General features: G+C 40.0%; 17 protein-coding genes. 9 read left to right on the forward strand and 8 right to left on the reverse strand.

Annotated features, from left to right (window positions below; genetic code table 11):
* Nucleotide 1: 1 nt before the first annotated feature.
* Both WA1_RS07725 and WA1_RS07730 read right to left on the reverse strand, forming a co-directional pair.
* Nucleotides 2-802 carry an ABC transporter ATP-binding protein gene (locus WA1_RS07725; protein ID WP_169886887.1) on the reverse strand — a complete coding sequence of 267 codons (801 nt, stop codon included), beginning with the start codon at nucleotides 800-802 and terminating at the stop codon, nucleotides 2-4.
* The gene (locus tag WA1_RS07730; RefSeq protein WP_017749347.1) at nucleotides 795-1,823 is read right to left on the reverse strand and encodes an ABC transporter substrate-binding protein; all 1,029 of its coding nucleotides are present in this window, start codon (nucleotides 1,821-1,823) and stop codon (nucleotides 795-797) included. Before WA1_RS07730 ends, WA1_RS07725 begins: the two co-directional genes overlap by 8 nt.
* A gap of 362 nt (nucleotides 1,824-2,185) precedes the next feature.
* Here WA1_RS07730 and WA1_RS56755 point away from each other — a divergent pair, with 362 nt between their 5' ends.
* Together WA1_RS56755 and WA1_RS07740 are read left to right on the forward strand one after the other, a co-directional pair.
* Nucleotides 2,186-2,401 carry a hypothetical protein gene (locus WA1_RS56755; protein ID WP_158516612.1) on the forward strand — a complete coding sequence of 72 codons (216 nt, stop codon included), beginning with the start codon at nucleotides 2,186-2,188 and terminating at the stop codon, nucleotides 2,399-2,401.
* Nucleotides 2,395-3,948, forward strand: a complete 1,554-nt coding sequence (locus WA1_RS07740; protein ID WP_017749344.1) for a radical SAM protein — start codon at nucleotides 2,395-2,397, stop codon at nucleotides 3,946-3,948. The genes WA1_RS56755 and WA1_RS07740 overlap by 7 nt, the downstream gene beginning before the upstream one ends.
* A gap of 51 nt (nucleotides 3,949-3,999) precedes the next feature.
* Here the strand turns inward: WA1_RS07740 and WA1_RS07745 are convergent, their stop codons facing one another.
* Both WA1_RS07745 and WA1_RS07750 read right to left on the reverse strand, forming a co-directional pair.
* Nucleotides 4,000-4,899 (reverse strand): glycine betaine ABC transporter substrate-binding protein, encoded by a 900-nt coding sequence (locus WA1_RS07745; protein ID WP_017749343.1) that lies wholly within the window; start codon nucleotides 4,897-4,899, stop codon nucleotides 4,000-4,002.
* A gap of 9 nt (nucleotides 4,900-4,908) precedes the next feature.
* Nucleotides 4,909-5,547, reverse strand: a complete 639-nt coding sequence (locus tag WA1_RS07750) for an ABC transporter permease (protein WP_017749342.1) — start codon at nucleotides 5,545-5,547, stop codon at nucleotides 4,909-4,911.
* 136 nt (nucleotides 5,548-5,683) lie between these two features.
* Between WA1_RS07750 and WA1_RS07755 the strand changes: the two genes are divergently transcribed.
* The gene (locus WA1_RS07755; protein ID WP_017749341.1) at nucleotides 5,684-6,073 is read left to right on the forward strand and encodes a hypothetical protein; all 390 of its coding nucleotides are present in this window, start codon (nucleotides 5,684-5,686) and stop codon (nucleotides 6,071-6,073) included.
* A gap of 11 nt (nucleotides 6,074-6,084) precedes the next feature.
* Nucleotides 6,085-6,507 (forward strand): Imm30 family immunity protein, encoded by a 423-nt coding sequence (locus WA1_RS07760; protein WP_017749340.1) that lies wholly within the window; start codon nucleotides 6,085-6,087, stop codon nucleotides 6,505-6,507.
* Nucleotides 6,508-7,387: 880 nt separating this feature from the next.
* On the opposite strand, the gene WA1_RS07765 is transcribed toward WA1_RS07760, so the two are convergent.
* A complete protein-coding gene (locus tag WA1_RS07765; protein ID WP_026135398.1) occupies nucleotides 7,388-8,788 on the reverse strand; it encodes an IS4 family transposase in 1,401 nt (466 codons plus the stop codon).
* Nucleotides 8,789-8,893: 105 nt separating this feature from the next.
* On the opposite strand from WA1_RS07765, the gene WA1_RS07770 reads away from it, so the two are divergent.
* Nucleotides 8,894-9,274 (forward strand): hypothetical protein, encoded by a 381-nt coding sequence (locus WA1_RS07770; RefSeq protein ID WP_017750188.1) that lies wholly within the window; start codon nucleotides 8,894-8,896, stop codon nucleotides 9,272-9,274.
* Nucleotides 9,275-9,379: 105 nt separating this feature from the next.
* Nucleotides 9,380-9,547: a hypothetical protein gene (locus WA1_RS56760; RefSeq protein WP_158516613.1), complete on the forward strand. Its 168-nt coding sequence runs from the start codon at nucleotides 9,380-9,382 to the stop codon at nucleotides 9,545-9,547.
* On the opposite strand, the gene WA1_RS07775 is transcribed toward WA1_RS56760, so the two are convergent.
* From WA1_RS07775 to WA1_RS07785, 3 genes are all read right to left on the reverse strand, one after another.
* A complete protein-coding gene (locus tag WA1_RS07775; protein ID WP_017749089.1) occupies nucleotides 9,536-10,636 on the reverse strand; it encodes an ABC transporter ATP-binding protein in 1,101 nt (366 codons plus the stop codon). The two genes, WA1_RS56760 and WA1_RS07775, sit on opposite strands and share 12 nt — an antisense overlap.
* Nucleotides 10,637-10,734: 98 nt before the next feature.
* Complete coding sequence (locus tag WA1_RS07780) at nucleotides 10,735-11,448, reverse strand: GUN4 domain-containing protein (protein ID WP_017749088.1); 714 nt, start codon at nucleotides 11,446-11,448, stop codon at nucleotides 10,735-10,737.
* 467 nt (nucleotides 11,449-11,915) lie between these two features.
* Nucleotides 11,916-12,071: a hypothetical protein gene (locus WA1_RS07785; protein WP_017749087.1), complete on the reverse strand. Its 156-nt coding sequence runs from the start codon at nucleotides 12,069-12,071 to the stop codon at nucleotides 11,916-11,918.
* 352 nt (nucleotides 12,072-12,423) lie between these two features.
* On the opposite strand from WA1_RS07785, the gene WA1_RS07790 reads away from it, so the two are divergent.
* The 3 genes from WA1_RS07790 to WA1_RS07800 all read left to right on the forward strand — a co-directional run bounded on the left by WA1_RS07790 (nucleotide 12,424) and on the right by WA1_RS07800 (nucleotide 14,988).
* Nucleotides 12,424-13,845 carry an NADP-dependent isocitrate dehydrogenase gene (locus tag WA1_RS07790; protein ID WP_066612794.1) on the forward strand — a complete coding sequence of 474 codons (1,422 nt, stop codon included), beginning with the start codon at nucleotides 12,424-12,426 and terminating at the stop codon, nucleotides 13,843-13,845.
* Nucleotides 13,846-14,216: 371 nt separating this feature from the next.
* Entirely contained in the window at nucleotides 14,217-14,507 is a 291-nt protein-coding gene (locus WA1_RS07795) for a Calvin cycle protein CP12 (protein ID WP_017749085.1), read from the forward strand.
* 274 nt (nucleotides 14,508-14,781) lie between these two features.
* On the forward strand, nucleotides 14,782-14,988 hold the full coding sequence (locus tag WA1_RS07800) for a hypothetical protein (protein WP_017749084.1): 207 nt from the start codon (nucleotides 14,782-14,784) through the stop codon (nucleotides 14,986-14,988).
* The last annotated feature ends 9 nt before the right edge of the window (nucleotides 14,989-14,997 follow it).

Consider the following 14,997-nt stretch of genomic DNA (forward strand, 5'->3'; position numbering starts at 1 on the left):
ATCATTTCCGCATTTCTTCACGAAACACGTCTAGACAATGGCTGCTAACACGAATAAACTCTGGTTCGGATAAAATTTCTGGCGATCGCGGACGTGAAGCTTTATAATGAACCATCTCAACCAAAGAGGTAGGGCGCTTACTTAATAGCAGAATCATATCTGCCAGATAGACTGCTTCTTCCAGATTGTGAACCACCATCACCATTGTAAGTGAAGATTCCATAAAAATTTCTTGTAACTTTTCCCGAACGTAGAGAGTTGTTTCAAAGTCCAGTGCGGAGAACGGTTCATCAAGAAACAAAACCTCTGGTTCGGCGACTAGTGCTCGTAAAATTGAGATGAGTTGTTGTTGTCCACCTGAAAAACTGTAGGGATAGCGTTTCAAATCTAATTTAATATCAAAAGCACTTATTAACTTTTCGACTCGCTGTTTACTCTCCCGTTCCGACATCCCTTTTACTTTGAGAGGATAAGCAATATTATCCAATGCACTTAACCAGGGAAATAGTGAATCTCGATAATTCTGAAATACATAACCAATTCGCGCCCGACGAATCGGTTTATCATTAATTAATATCTGACCTTTGTCAAATGGCACTAATCCACTCATCATATTAATTAGAGTAGATTTGCCACATCCGTTGGGACCAAAGATGGAGATGAAATATCCCTTTGGTAAATCTAAATTAAAATTTTCATACAGAACTTGACCTGCAAAAGACTTACACAAGCCTTTGATACTGATATTTGCCCCTGTATCCATAGGATTCACCTTTGGATTGTCAAGTATATCATTAGGCATCCTTATAGATTAAAGAGGTTATGTCTACTTTTTTAGAAAAGACTTGTTTTTCATACATATAATCGAAAAATTTTTGAAAGTACTTCAGGTCTGAATCTGTAAATTCATCATACATTTTGTAGGCGGGTATGGGAACTGCTTTAGCTAATTCTCCCTCAATGGGAGTGTAACCAGCCAAATATTTGCGTGCTTCATTTGGATTGTCACGAATATTTTGAATAGCGCGGCGATAAACTTGTATATATTTCTTCGTGGCTTCTGGATTTTCTTGAATAAATTGAGTACTCAGGGTCGATGAACCACCAAACCAAGGAACACTGGAGTTTCCCAGAATGTATTTAGCAATAACTCCTCTTTCGAGTATCCTTGTAACTTCTTTAAGTTGACCAATCGTTCCAGTAGGCTCTAAGGTAAAGACAGCATCAATTTGACCTGAAGCAATCGCTGGAATGTGTTGCTTTGTTTCCAATTGAATGACTTGAGGATTGTCAATACCGATTTTTTCTAAAATTCCTTTGGCTAACGCCTGATTTTGAGGACCGGGACCCGTACCGAATTTTTTTCCTTTTAAATCGTCAATTGTTTTAATACGACTATCCTTAGCCACAATAATTTCATCCACTACGCTCTGAATATTGCTGGGATTGGATGCAATGATTTTAAATAAACCAGGTTGTAAAATTTCTCCCAAAGCTAGATTACTCGATCCAATAGCCGCCGAACCTTGAACTCGTCCAGCAATTAGCCCTTCAACAACCTGCTGTGCTCCAGGGAATTTGTTGGCGTCTACATCTAATCCGGCTTGTTTAAAATATCCCTTTTCTAGAGCTAAATAGAACGCTAAACTTGCTGATACAGGCCAGTGACCAATAATAATTTTGGGAGCAATTCCTGTTTTTTCTGTTGAAGATGGCGACTTCGTAACTAGTTGGTTTGACGTTTTCTGATTGCATCCATGAATTACAGATGCAAGAACGGCACCTGCACCCATTTGAAGGATAATACGTCTATGAACTTTCATAATTAGATAACAAGATACGGTATTTTAGGGATTTTGTATTTATTAACTTATAATAACCGCACAGTCTATCTGCTGTTCTTGTGATAATTATTTGACTTTATATTCACAACAGCTTTTTGCACCTTTGTCAAGAAGTTTGCACGCGATAAGCCTGGTAAGGCTTGCGCTTCGCGATAAGCCGGGTACAGCTTGCGCCAAGGGCGAACGCCTTTGGGAAAAACTTTTTGGTTTTCTGAACCTAGCAGTTCGGGATGAAGCGGTACAGCAAAAAAGCCTTGGCAGGAAAATAATTAAGAAAATAAAAATTGTTTACATCTCATCATAAATTTCTTATATTTTTTCTTATAGTATAATTTTAGAAATTGGCAAATAAAAATTTCCAAAATTGTCTTGTGGTATGGACATCCTTGCCCGCTCTCATCTGGAATGGGCAAACATACCATTGGTATCAAGTTAAGGTTGGTGCCGTTATGGAAAATTGCCTTACCGACTTTTCCAACCACCAAGAAGTTGCGATGGCGATCGGATTGAAAATTCCCGACTATATAGTCCACACTTTGCACCCTAAACTATGGTAACTAACAAGTATCCAACAATTGGACTAATTGAACCTCCTGCTACGGGACTCTACGATGCAGAAGGCAAAAATTGGACTTCTTTATACAGACATCGTTCCCTAATCAGCAAGCAAGTTTTGATAGCCGATTTGCAAGCAGGAGGATTTGATGCCCAATTGGTCAACCTTAGAGACGATCATCATAGCGAAGAATTTGGAGAGATTGACTGGAAAGGGATAACTTTGCAGAAAACTTATGTTGGGGGCAAAATTTCTGCTCTCAATCCCCACGCATTTGATGCTTGGGGAATTACAGTGAATTTCTCTCAAGACCGTCAAGTCAGTTGTATGGTAATTGAGCATTTGGCTAAGGGGGGGCGTCCCATTGTCGTTGGCGGTTCGGATGCTCTGGCTGAACCACACCACTACTTCAAGGCTGGCGCAACAGCAGTCGTTCAGGATAAATCTGGGGCAGCGAATTGGGCTATTTTTGACTATGTACTGGGAAGACCCCTTCGAGAAGAACTTACGGGTGTTATGCTCGCAGATGGTAAACAGTATCCCAGGAAAACTAAAGCCAAAAGTCCAGATGAGTGGGCGCTACCCTCGTTAGAAGTAGCGCGGGAATGTTTAGGGACACTCCCCAATGTCCAGGGATTTGTGCCAGTCGGTTCGTTAGTCGCTGACATTGGTTGCGATCGCACCTGTGATTTTTGCATGACACCCACCTACGGCACTGGCTTTAGAAGAATGTCACCAGAAACAGCCCTCAAATGGTTGGCTATTCAGAAAGAGGCAGGGGCTGTTTCGATTAATATCGGTTCGGATCAATTCCTCGCTCGCGGACTCTTCCCTGAGGGGCGAGAAGAGATTTTCAAAATTACCAATGGTGCGCGGGAGATGGGAATAACTCTGATGTGGCCGAATGGTTTAGAACTGAGGAAAACAACTCTTGGGGCTGGGCGTAACTACGAAAATACAGACCTCAGACCTGATGAAGAACTCATTGAAGCACTTTTTGGCTGGGATGGCAAAGTAGGTTGTCCATTGGCTTACATTCCTGCCGAACGTCCCGTTTTTGGACGAGAAGCCTACAAGAAACTCCTGCCATGGCAAGAGCATTGTACGTTGATGAAATCTGTAGTCAGAACTGGTGTACCTGTCATCGCTTATGGCATCATTATCGGGCTACCTGATGATGACCATGATGACTTGTTACGTCTTGAGGAAGCGATTTCAGAACTGGTGGATGAACTAGTAGAAATTAACCCGAATCTGGAATTTCAGACTTCCTGCTACAGCATTATTCCCTTGCCTGGAACTCCGCAAGCCCACAATTTACGCAAGGCAGGACTGCTACAGTTTGAAGACACCTGTCTTTGGGGGGTATGGACAACTACTTCCAATACTCATCACCTGAGCTACGCAGAGGTTTCTGATTGGCAAATTCGTCTATCTAATATTCGGAGAGCACCGTCTGAATTTACCAACTATAACGGGGAATATTCAGGGATGGTTAGTGGAGCTTCTTCCACCGACTCAAAGATTGTGTTGGCGAATATGAACTAAACACCATAACTCTTTTGGGTTTCCAAGTAAAAAAAGGTTATTTAACCACCTTCATAACCCTTGCGATTTGCGAAACTCTCGTACCACTTCCTTGACATCGCGCAACTCACCCTCAACTAGACTATTTAATTTTTGTATTTCCTCAGCAGTAATTTTTCCTATAAGTTGAGAAATTGCTGCTTTTAATTCTGGATATTTTTGTAAAGTTTCTTGACGGACAATTGGTACAGCTTCATAGGGAGGAAAATAGCCCAAACTATCTTTCAATACAACTAAACCCAAACGAGCAATTTGCCCATCAGTTGAACTTCCTGCTACTATATCGACCAAACCTTGAGTTAAAGCCCGATAAATTAAATCCAAGCTCATTAACTTAGGCGGCTCTCGAAAACGTAAATTATAAGTTTTAACCAACCCTGCTAAACCATCTGGACGTTCGACAAATTCATAACCAAAACCACCCCGCCATTGAGGAGTATACTTAGCAGCATCCGAAAGATTTGTCAGATTATATTTTTTTGCATCTTCACCGCGAATAGTCATTGCAAAAGTACTTTCATAACCCAAAGGAGGCATAACTTCCAACTTAAATTGCTGCGCGTAAGCTGCTTTTAACTTATCAAAAACCTCTCTAGCACTACTAATAGACTTCTGCTTTAATATTGACGTATAGACAGTACCAGTATAATCAATATAAGCATCTACTTTACCCGCAACGATCGCATTGTGGCAAACAAACAAACCCCCCAACCGAGGTTTTCTTTCCACCTTTAACTTAGTCGTCGCTTCAATCTGCTGCGCTAACAATTCCCCCAAAATATCCTGCTCCGTAAAATCCTTAGATGCAACAACAATATCACCTCCACCTCCACCACTACTGGTCAAATTACAACTAGCAATAGCCAAAATCAAAACCAACCCTAAAACCAAAAATCCCAAAAATCTTTTCATTCGTAACTCCTAACTTCTAACTTCAAACCGCTTTTCCAACCACCCTATCCCAAAATCAGCTAGCAAAGCCATTGCTGCCGCAGGAACAGCACCAGCTAAAATTAATTGATTGTTTACCACCGCAATTCCCCGAAAAATAAACACACCCAATCCACCAGCACCAATTGCAGCACCAATAGTCGCAATCCCAATGGCAATTACCATTGCCACCCTTATCCCTGCTAAAATAACCCCCAATGCTAAAGGAATTTCTACTTGCAATAATAATTGTTTATCCGTCATTCCCATTCCCCTACCAGCTTCAATAATAGCTGCATCTACGCTAATAATACCTGTATAAGTATTACGAATTATAGGTAATAAAGAATATAAAGTTAAAGCCACAATCGTCGGAGTTGCACCAATACCACCAATAACTGGAATCGGAATTAATAAACCAAATAAAGCTAAACTAGGAATAGTTTGCAGGATATTGGCTATACCTAAAATAGGTTTTTGTAAGCTTTTAGTTCGAGTAATCAAAATCCCTAAAGGAAGACCAATAATTGTCGAGGTAGTAATAGAAATAATTACCAAAAATAAATGCTCGCCAGAATGTTGGAGAATTTCTGGAGCATATTTAATTAGAAAAAAATCATTTAAATTCATAATATTCGTCACTTTGCTACGAAGCTAGATCTTGGTCGAGTAGCTTTTTATGTGTTTTTGTGTGTTTTTATGTTATTTTGAGTTAGCTTCTTGAAGAAGACTGTGTTAAACATGGAAGCAAGCTAATCACAATATTATGTCAAATTCATTGCTTCCAAATGAGGGCGCTGTCGGTACTTATTGTGAATTGCTTAAAAAAGGACGTAGAGGCGATAATTTAACACCACATCACATCCCTTCCAATGCGTATATGCAAGTAAAAGTGCTTGGTTATACAAGAGACAAAGGAATCGCAATTATGATGGAGCATTTATCTGCTGGTATGGGTGGACGCCATCGGCAAACTCTATCCTATGGACAGTCCCCCAATTTGGGTTTATCTCCAAGACAAGCGCTGGCTCGTGAGGTATGGGATGTACGATCGATATATCGAAGTCAAAAACTTTATAATTTGGAGATTAAGCATAGCTTACAACAAGTCATTAGACAAAACAAATCGACATGGCAGGGGATTTTTGATAAATAGAGGATTAAACAATGGATGAAAATACATTACTTAGCATCTTGAAAGCTAATAAATTAATGCGATACCGTGAAGAAATTACTGCTTTTGAAAATGCTTTAATGGAACTTGCGGAGAATCCTAATAGTAAATATTTGAGAGAACTACATTTAGTCTTGGACGATAAATGTCAACATCAGGAAGTGATGTTTGGTCTCATTCACTTTTTAGAATCTTTTGATGTAAAAGAGCAACTCCAAGCATTTATTGATGTCATTCCTAGTTTGGCAACTTCAGCACCGGAATGGACAAAGTTACTTCATAACCGTATCTTGAATGATGAGCTGGCCTATCTTTTATATCAAGATATGTTAAATTCTATTGACTCCTTAAAGCGCGATACTGTTAACCGGTTACTAACAGGAATGGCACAGCAATGTCAGCCTGTTAATACATAGCTTGCTTGTCGTCAGAAACCCGGTTTCTTTGAGAAACCGGGTTTCTATGTCTCACGTTTCTTATGTTGACCTACTTAATAAAAGTCCTATTTGATTTTTTGAAATATACGTAGGGCTAGCATTGCTCACCATACAAAGAACCTACAAATCCGGAGTAAATTTCTACTTCAAAAGAAATAAACTGTCAGCTAGTTTCGATCAATTTTATCTGTCAAAAGGAAGAGGTATAAACTTGTGCTCTTCGCAACAATGAGACAGCATTAATACTTTTAGTCTATGTATAGTGACTGAGAGCTAAAACTGATGACAATATTTTGCAGACTAAAATTCATGCGCGAAAGGAGCAATTAATACTGTTAGAACTCCTATCTAAATTCTAAAAATTTGAATGAATCACTCCAGACGCTGAGAACGCAGAGGGAAGAAAGAGAGGATTTCAAGAAACACATACAAATATTAAAACACTCTTAAGTTTTTAGCTTATCTACCCAAAGTATGAAGTCATGCCTATAACTCAATCGTCAAGCTTCGAGCGAAGAATCGTGCAAATCTTCAAACACCTGATGTATTCAATGATATCACCCTGGCAATGTCCGCTACCAGTGGCAGAAAACACAACTGATAAAGTTGCTATCTATTTTTACAAAAATGACAGATGGGTTCCAATACTGCTCGGTTAAGGGAAAGTGAAGCCTAAAATTCCGAAGAAACTGTTCTCGTTTTATTTACGAGAACAAAAATGAGAGAAATTTGTATAAATGAACCCACAAGAGATGAGCAAGTATCTCTCAAGAATGTTTATATTTAATTGAAAAAATCTCTAAACCTTGTCCCTTTTAATTTTCTATCTAGTTCAACTATCTTCTACTACTAGATGATGTCAACTAGCGGTTGTAAAAATTGTAAAAGATAGTTGTTGCCGGGGAGTATAATTATTTCTATGACATCGTTTTTTAGTTTTAAATTTAGAACGAGTTTTCTTGATTACCCTCGGATTAGTTCTGCCTGAGGTTGGTGGTATTTGTAAGTCTAAGATTTCCCAGATTAACCAGCTAAAATATATATTCATATTCTCAAGAGAATGATTAACTTGCTGTTGAAACTGAGGAATAGCACGTCTGACAACTCTTAGAGAACTGGTAAAACTTAAACTTAGGGGAGATATTCCCTTGATTGCTGCACTTTGAAACATTAAATAACGTATACAATAGTGTCCTAGTAACCAACCATAAATTTCTTGGATAACTTCACGAGGATTCTTCGAGCGGATAGGAATTTTACGACCGTTCAGATGGACTTTTAACTCATCCAAGGTGTTCTCAGCTTCCCACCGTTGATGGTATTCTTGGGCTAAGAGCAATGCAGGAAAAGTTGAAATATCCATCAAATCAGTTACTAAACGATACACCTTTTCTACACCCTCAACTTCAATAATATATTCAATGACACGAACAGGTATTTTCGTCGCTCCCTTCTTTCTTGACTTTCCATCAGGAGCAAGCCAACTTAGATAGGAACCATCAGGAAAAGCTTTAACAAACTCAAATTTTACATGAGATGGCACGCGACCAAGAATATGACATTTTTGTTTGATTGCAGCATGAATCATTTTAAATGAGTGCAGTCCTCTGTCCCACATTAACAACATACTCTCCTCAACACTTCTTAATAGCTTTAAAGCTCCTTTTCTCTCTCCAATTCGATATGGACAACAAAATATGTCGATAATTAAATGAGTTCCTGCTTCGACTAAAAAAGTTAACCTAGCTTTGGGAAAAGCCGGATTTGTACCAGGACGAGAACCAGGGTAACCAAATACTTTAGCATTAGTTTCTGTATCAGGAACATCAAAAACTGTGCCATCCAAAGCCATTATTCTCAGTCCACCCAAAAAAGCACCTGGTGTTTTAATTGTTGCTAAAGGTTTTGCAACAATTTCAAATAAACGAGTCATAACAGCAGCACCAATTCGTTGTCTAGCTTCACTTATTGATGAAGATGTTGGTATCTTAAAACGTCTCTTAAAGGGGATTTGCAAAGAATTAAAACCCTGAATGAGATTTTTCAATACATCCACGATTGAATCGGAGGACCAAAAACTCATGGCGATTACTAGAGAGATTACTACGTGTGTAGGAAGTATTCTTTGACGCCGTGCGGTACTACTCGTTGTTGTAATCGCTGCCATAATCGACTCGGTAGGGATGATCTGGTTAAGAGCCAGCAGTAATTGTGCCCGATTTAGGATTTGATTGTTGAATTCAAAGTTAACTAGCATCATTAGCACTCAGTTTTGAAGTGAAATTTCGTATAAGATAATATTGATTAAAACACTTTTTGTTCTCGTAATCTATTCGAGAACTCTATCTTTCCCCAATTCCAATTGATGCCTACGAAAACTGACGATATTATTGCCAGAGCCGAACTCTTACAGCAAGCGATCGCTACTCTACAACTACAAATTCAACAAATTCAAGCTTCAGGAGAAGTTGCACCCGAAGGTTGTTGTGTCCTGCGCTACCAGGCACGCGGTCAAAAAGGAACTTACTGGTACTATAAGTTGCACGCTCAAATGCCGATTTTCCCTACGCAAACTCCTAATAAATTAAGTAAATATAAGCATTTGGGGAAAGCTGGAAGCCCCGCTCATATTGATGCTGTTATGCAAGTTACACGAAGAATGCAAATCGACACCTTAAAAAATACGATTCATTCTCTCAGACAAAACTGGATAGATTTGTACGAAAGTCTCAAAGACAAAAAATAACCTTGCCCATCCGCTTTCAGTTATCGTTTTTAATACGCGAACACATTTGACACTGTTTTACCCTTTATTTCCCTTAACCGAGCAGTATTGAGATGGGTTCCAATTATGTTTTACAAATTGGAAGAAGCGATCGCACTTTACTATCAGTCGCAAAGTTATGAAATGCAAATACAGATATTCCCACCTGAATTAAATCCCAATGATTTTGATTTATCCTCCTACCAGCAAGTTCCACCACACAACAAAATTCCATCACCTTCACTAAGGGTATAACTTATCACCAGTTGCAGAATCAAACACAAATAATCTATCCAAATTAAACTTCAAAGAAAGACGATCGCCCCTTTGGGGAAGTACATCAGCACCAATTTGAACATTCAAAATCACTGACGTACCAGGAAACCCAGTCCGCACCAAAGTCTCCCGTCCCAGAGGTTCCACCACCTTAACCTCCACTGTTAACTCACCAAACTCTTCCTCTGTGCGCCTAGAAGGTTCAACAATAGAAATATGTTCCGGACGAATTCCCAAATCAAAACCTTGTCCCACCCCAGGACGCAATTTTTCCTGAACAGAATTCGGACAGGGTAACGTCTGACCAACAACATCAAAGCCATCACCCGTATACTTTGCAGGTACGATATTCATTGGAGGACTTCCCAAGAAAGTAGCAACCATACGGTTTGTCGGTTGGGAATAGATAATATGTGGTTCGCCAATTTGTTGAATTCGTCCCCGATTGAGAACCACTATCTTGTCAGCCAAAGTCATCGCTTCAACCTGGTCATGAGTCACATAGATAGTCGTAATTCCCAGTTCTTGATGAAGTTGTTTCAACTCAGCCCGTGTATCGTCCCGCAATTGAGCATCCAAATTAGACAGTGGTTCATCCAGTAAAAAAACTTGTGGTTCGCGAGCAATTGCTCTTCCCAAGGCAACACGCTGCTGCTGTCCGCCTGAAAGTTGTTTGGGTTTGCGCTCTAAAAGATGTTCTAGAGAAAGCGATCGCGCCACTACTATGACTCGTTCTTGAATGATTTTCGGGTCAATTTTTCGCATTTGCAGCCCAAAAGCAATGTTTTGCCCCACTGTCATGTGGGGATAGAGGGCGTAGTTTTGAAATACCATTGCCACATCTCGCTGTCTTGCGGGAATATTGTTAACCAACCTCTCCCCGATATAGAGTTTGCCAGATGTCGCAGTTTCCAAACCAGCGATAGTTCGCAAAATGGTAGATTTTCCACAACCTGATGGTCCAACTAACACCCAAAACTCACCATTGGGTATGTCAAAAGTAATGTCATCAATAGCGGTGACATTATTAAATCTACGCTTAATGTTTTCTAGACGAACGGTTGCCATTTTAGATTCGTAGATAGTAGATAGTTGCTAGTTGTTAGTTGCTCTTTGTCAATTATTCTACTACTAACTACTAACCACTAACTACTAACCACTAACTACTAACTCCATGCTGAATGAGATAGTAAAGAAGCCATAACTCTGACGCCCCTGAGTTGGTTGGATAGGGGTAAGTGACCTTTAGGCGCACTGAGGTTCCAGGTAAACTCGTTGGGATATCGAGTCCAGTTATTGCCTTTTTTCCAACCAATTTTTTCCCAAAGATTATCCCAGTTTTTCCCCAAGCTCAACCAAATTTCTCTTTGAACGGAAAAGCCAAATTTGCCTTCTGAGTGAACTACCCATAAGGTGTTTAATGTTTGTAGATCGGTGGCTGGAAAATTCTCGACTTCGGTAAAATACAGCCATTTTCTTTGTATTGCTGTTGGTCCTGCTAATTCACACATTTTTTGTATAGTTATGCGATCGGCGGCTTGAAAATCTTGGGCTGCTAGAAGCTTCTGTATGGGGCTGTAATCTATATTGCAATCCGATTTTAAGGGAACTATTCCTGAAGGAAAATTATTTTGTAAAAATTCCTTGGCTTTGGGTGAATCAGAGGTATAAAGAACTTGATAAACTTTCCCGTCTACCCAAGTGGCTGGATTTTTCCGGCGTTCATATAAAAATTCCATCAGAACATCTAATCCCCCTTCTCCCAGGTTAGCAAGCTGTGGAATCACCTGCTGTTGGATTTGAAGAGACCCAGCGACTAAGGGTTGGCGGAGGGATTCGATGTTGCTAGTAGTGCCTGATACAATCATTGGGTCTGTCATGCAGTAATTACTCGTGAAATGCGATCGGTGAACAAGCTATAAAATTAGGGAGTGGGGAGTGGGGAGTGGGGAGTGGGGAGTGGGGGAAACAACATTTGCATTTGTTGTGGTGTATAAAAGTACATAATGGCGACTAAGAGCAAAGAATAGTTTACACGAAAATGGATTTGAGTTTCTTACTCCCTACTCCCTACTCCCTACTCCCTACTCCCTACTCCAAAGAACACTTCTCACACAGTAGACGAGAAAAGTGTATAAGCGGTAAAATAATAACGGTTTCATCGATCCCAGGCAAGGCACGCCACACACTCTGCGAATAGGGGAAAAAACTCTGCGCTTCATAAATCTACCAAATAAAGACATACAAAAATCTGCTAGCCTTCCAATCATCAGTTTCTCATTTTTGGGTTTAATATCCCAAGAGCGCAGATGTTGCAGCATAGCTAATCAGGAGTGAACTTAGGACATCATGGAACATCCTGACTCTTCTTAATTTTCTTTTTCAGAGAGCGAATTAGCTCTCGGATCACATCGGACTGAGTTCTTTCTGCTACATTGCAATAATCGTTAAGGATTTGCCTTTCTTCATCATTAATTCTGACGTTTAAAATATTTTTCGCCATGAAACCCCCTTGTCGTGTAATCAGTAACGCATTACAATAAAATCGTACAACATAAGGATAGAAATGTTTTTACCGTTAAGTTGACGGTTGGTATATCTCTTTCCTCTGTAGAAGTAGAAAAGATACTGAAATTGTCAAACCGCGTGTTTACTTACCCCAACAGCCACCACACCGAGGACAGGGATTTACACGCATCAATTAACCTCATAAATGCTCGCCTACGATAAATGTAGTAGGGTAGGCTCGATCCGAACAAACACGCTTGTGGACAGTTAGCAGTTGACTGCGCTGGTTGAAGCAAGAATTGTTGAACGATGTCCAATGATGTTTAGTAAATAAAGAGCAGTGCTGAATGTACGATAAAATTACTGCACCCACAACAGGAGCCAAAATCACCTTCAAAAACGGTGAGCCTGTTGTTCCTGACCATCCAATTATCCCTTTTATTCAAGGTGATGGTACGGGAATAGATATTTGGCCGGCTGCTCAAAAGGTTCTTGATGCTGCTGTGGCAAAAGCATACAAGGGCAAGCGCAAGATTAGTTGGTTTAAGGTTTTCGCTGGGGATGAGGCTTTCGAAGTTTACGGGACTTACCAGTATTTGCCTCAGGATACCCTTACGGCAATTAAGGAATACGGTGTCGCGATTAAGGGACCGCTGACAACTCCTATTGGTGGTGGCATTCGTTCCCTTAATGTGGCGTTGCGTCAAATTTTTGACTTATATGCCTGTGTACGCCCTTGCCGATACTACCCAGGTACTCCTTCTCCTCATAAAACTCCAGAAAAACTGGATGTGATTATTTACCGGGAAAATACGGAGGATATTTATTTAGGAATTGAGTGGCGTCAAGGAAGTGAAGTTGGCGATCGCTTAATCTCTATCCTAAACAAAGAACTTATTCCTGCAACTCCAGAACATGGGAACAAGCAAATTCCTTTGGATTCTGGAATAGGTATTAAACCTATTAGCAAAACTGGTTCCCAACGCCTGGTGAGACGTGCTATCAAACACGCTTTGTTACTTCCACTGAACAAGAAAATGGTGACTCTGGTGCATAAAGGCAACATCATGAAGTACACTGAAGGCGCTTTCCGGGATTGGGGCTACGAATTGGCAGTCAGCGAATTTCGCTCTGAGTGCGTTACCGAACGGGAATCTTGGATTTTGAGTAACAAAGAGAACAATCCCAATCTCTCTTTGGAAGATAATGCTCGAATGGTTGAACCTGGGTTTGATGCTTTGACTTCAGACAAGCAAGCCCAAATGGTTGAAGAAGTGAAAACTGTTCTGGACTCAATTTGGGAAAGCCACGGAAAGGGTAAGTGGAAAGTAATGGTAATGGTCAATGACCGCATTGCCGATAGTATTTTCCAACAAATCCAGACCAGACCCGATGAGTATTCCGTTTTGGCGACTATGAACCTGAATGGGGATTACTTGTCTGATGCGGCGGCGGCGATCGTTGGCGGACTAGGTATGGGACCGGGGGCAAATATTGGCGATGAATGTGCTGTTTTTGAAGCAACCCACGGAACCGCACCCAAACATGCTGGTTTGGATAGGATCAACCCTGGTTCCGTGATTTTATCCGGTGTGATGATGCTGGAGTATTTGGGTTGGCAAGAAGCAGCAGATTTGATCAAGAAAGGGTTGGGGGATGCGATCGCAAACCGTCAAGTTACTTATGATTTGGCACGTTTGTTAGAACCACCTGTAGAACCTTTAAAGTGTTCTGAATTTGCTGAGGCAATTATTAAGCATTTTGGTTAGTAGGGGCGCGGCGGCTTTGCGCCCGTATATGGTTAGTAGTAGGGTGGGCAATGCCCACCATTAAATCAATCACAATACCCTATCTACTCGCTAATTCACTCTAGCATAATGTAAAAATATAACTCTTGTGGTGCGGGAATCTTGCCCACCTGATACAAACGGGCGAGACGCCCGTCCCACAAGAACCAAGATTACCAGAAAATTAAGATATTGATTTATAGAATTGATAATTACAGTACGGAAAATAACCCATAAAAGCTACGGTTTTATACACTATCTGAAGTGAAATAGTGCATATATTAAAAGAGTCAGCTTTAGAGATAGAACTCTATACCGACTGTTAAACTTTGAATGAGAGCATCAAGAAGCTAATGACAAAAACCGTAGATGCCAATTGGGAAAGTGTAAATTCCACTGCTGCGATCGGTGGTAATGAAAATACTAAAATTTTAGAACAAGCCATTCTAGAAGCTATTGAGCAAGCCCGTACAGCTTGTGAATTGAAGGGAAATAGTTCAAGTGAATGTGCTGTAGCCTGGGATATTGTTGAAGAGTTGCAAGCAGAGAAATCTCATAAGTTAGCAGCACATCGCAAAACTGCTTTAGAGGAATATTGTGACGACAACCCAAATGCGCCTGAATGTTTAATTTATGATGTCTAAATTTACAGGTGGTTATGTTAATAGTCACTCCAATTAAAGGTTCTGCCTGAAGTGCTAAATCTTCAGGCGTTTTTTGTATAAGAGATGATTTATAAAGTAAAATTTTATTTTATTATTTTGAATATTTTACAAAAATTTACCCAGTAGTATCTATCTTTTGTTACTTAAATAGGTGTGACTCACCTTACCCATAGTTCATCAAATCTTTAGAATGATTTTCCGGCTATTTGCCAAGGTTAATTGAATATTTAATTGGTTTTTATACACGTTTTCTATGATAGAAGACCCTAGAATTCAACTATTAAAAATCAAATTAGGTATGATTGCTGAGGAGATTACAAACAAAGAACAAGAACTAGTGAACAAGGAAATGCAACTTTATACAATACAACAAGAACGTGAGAATTTACAAGCAGAAATTGAGAACTTGACTTATCAAGCTGAATCTCTTGAGAGACAAATTTATGAGTTAGGTGGTTAGAAAGCGCCT

The sequence above is a fragment of the Scytonema hofmannii PCC 7110 genome, assembly GCF_000346485.2.
Taxonomy (GTDB): Bacteria; Cyanobacteriota; Cyanobacteriia; order Cyanobacteriales; family Nostocaceae; genus Scytonema; species Scytonema hofmannii.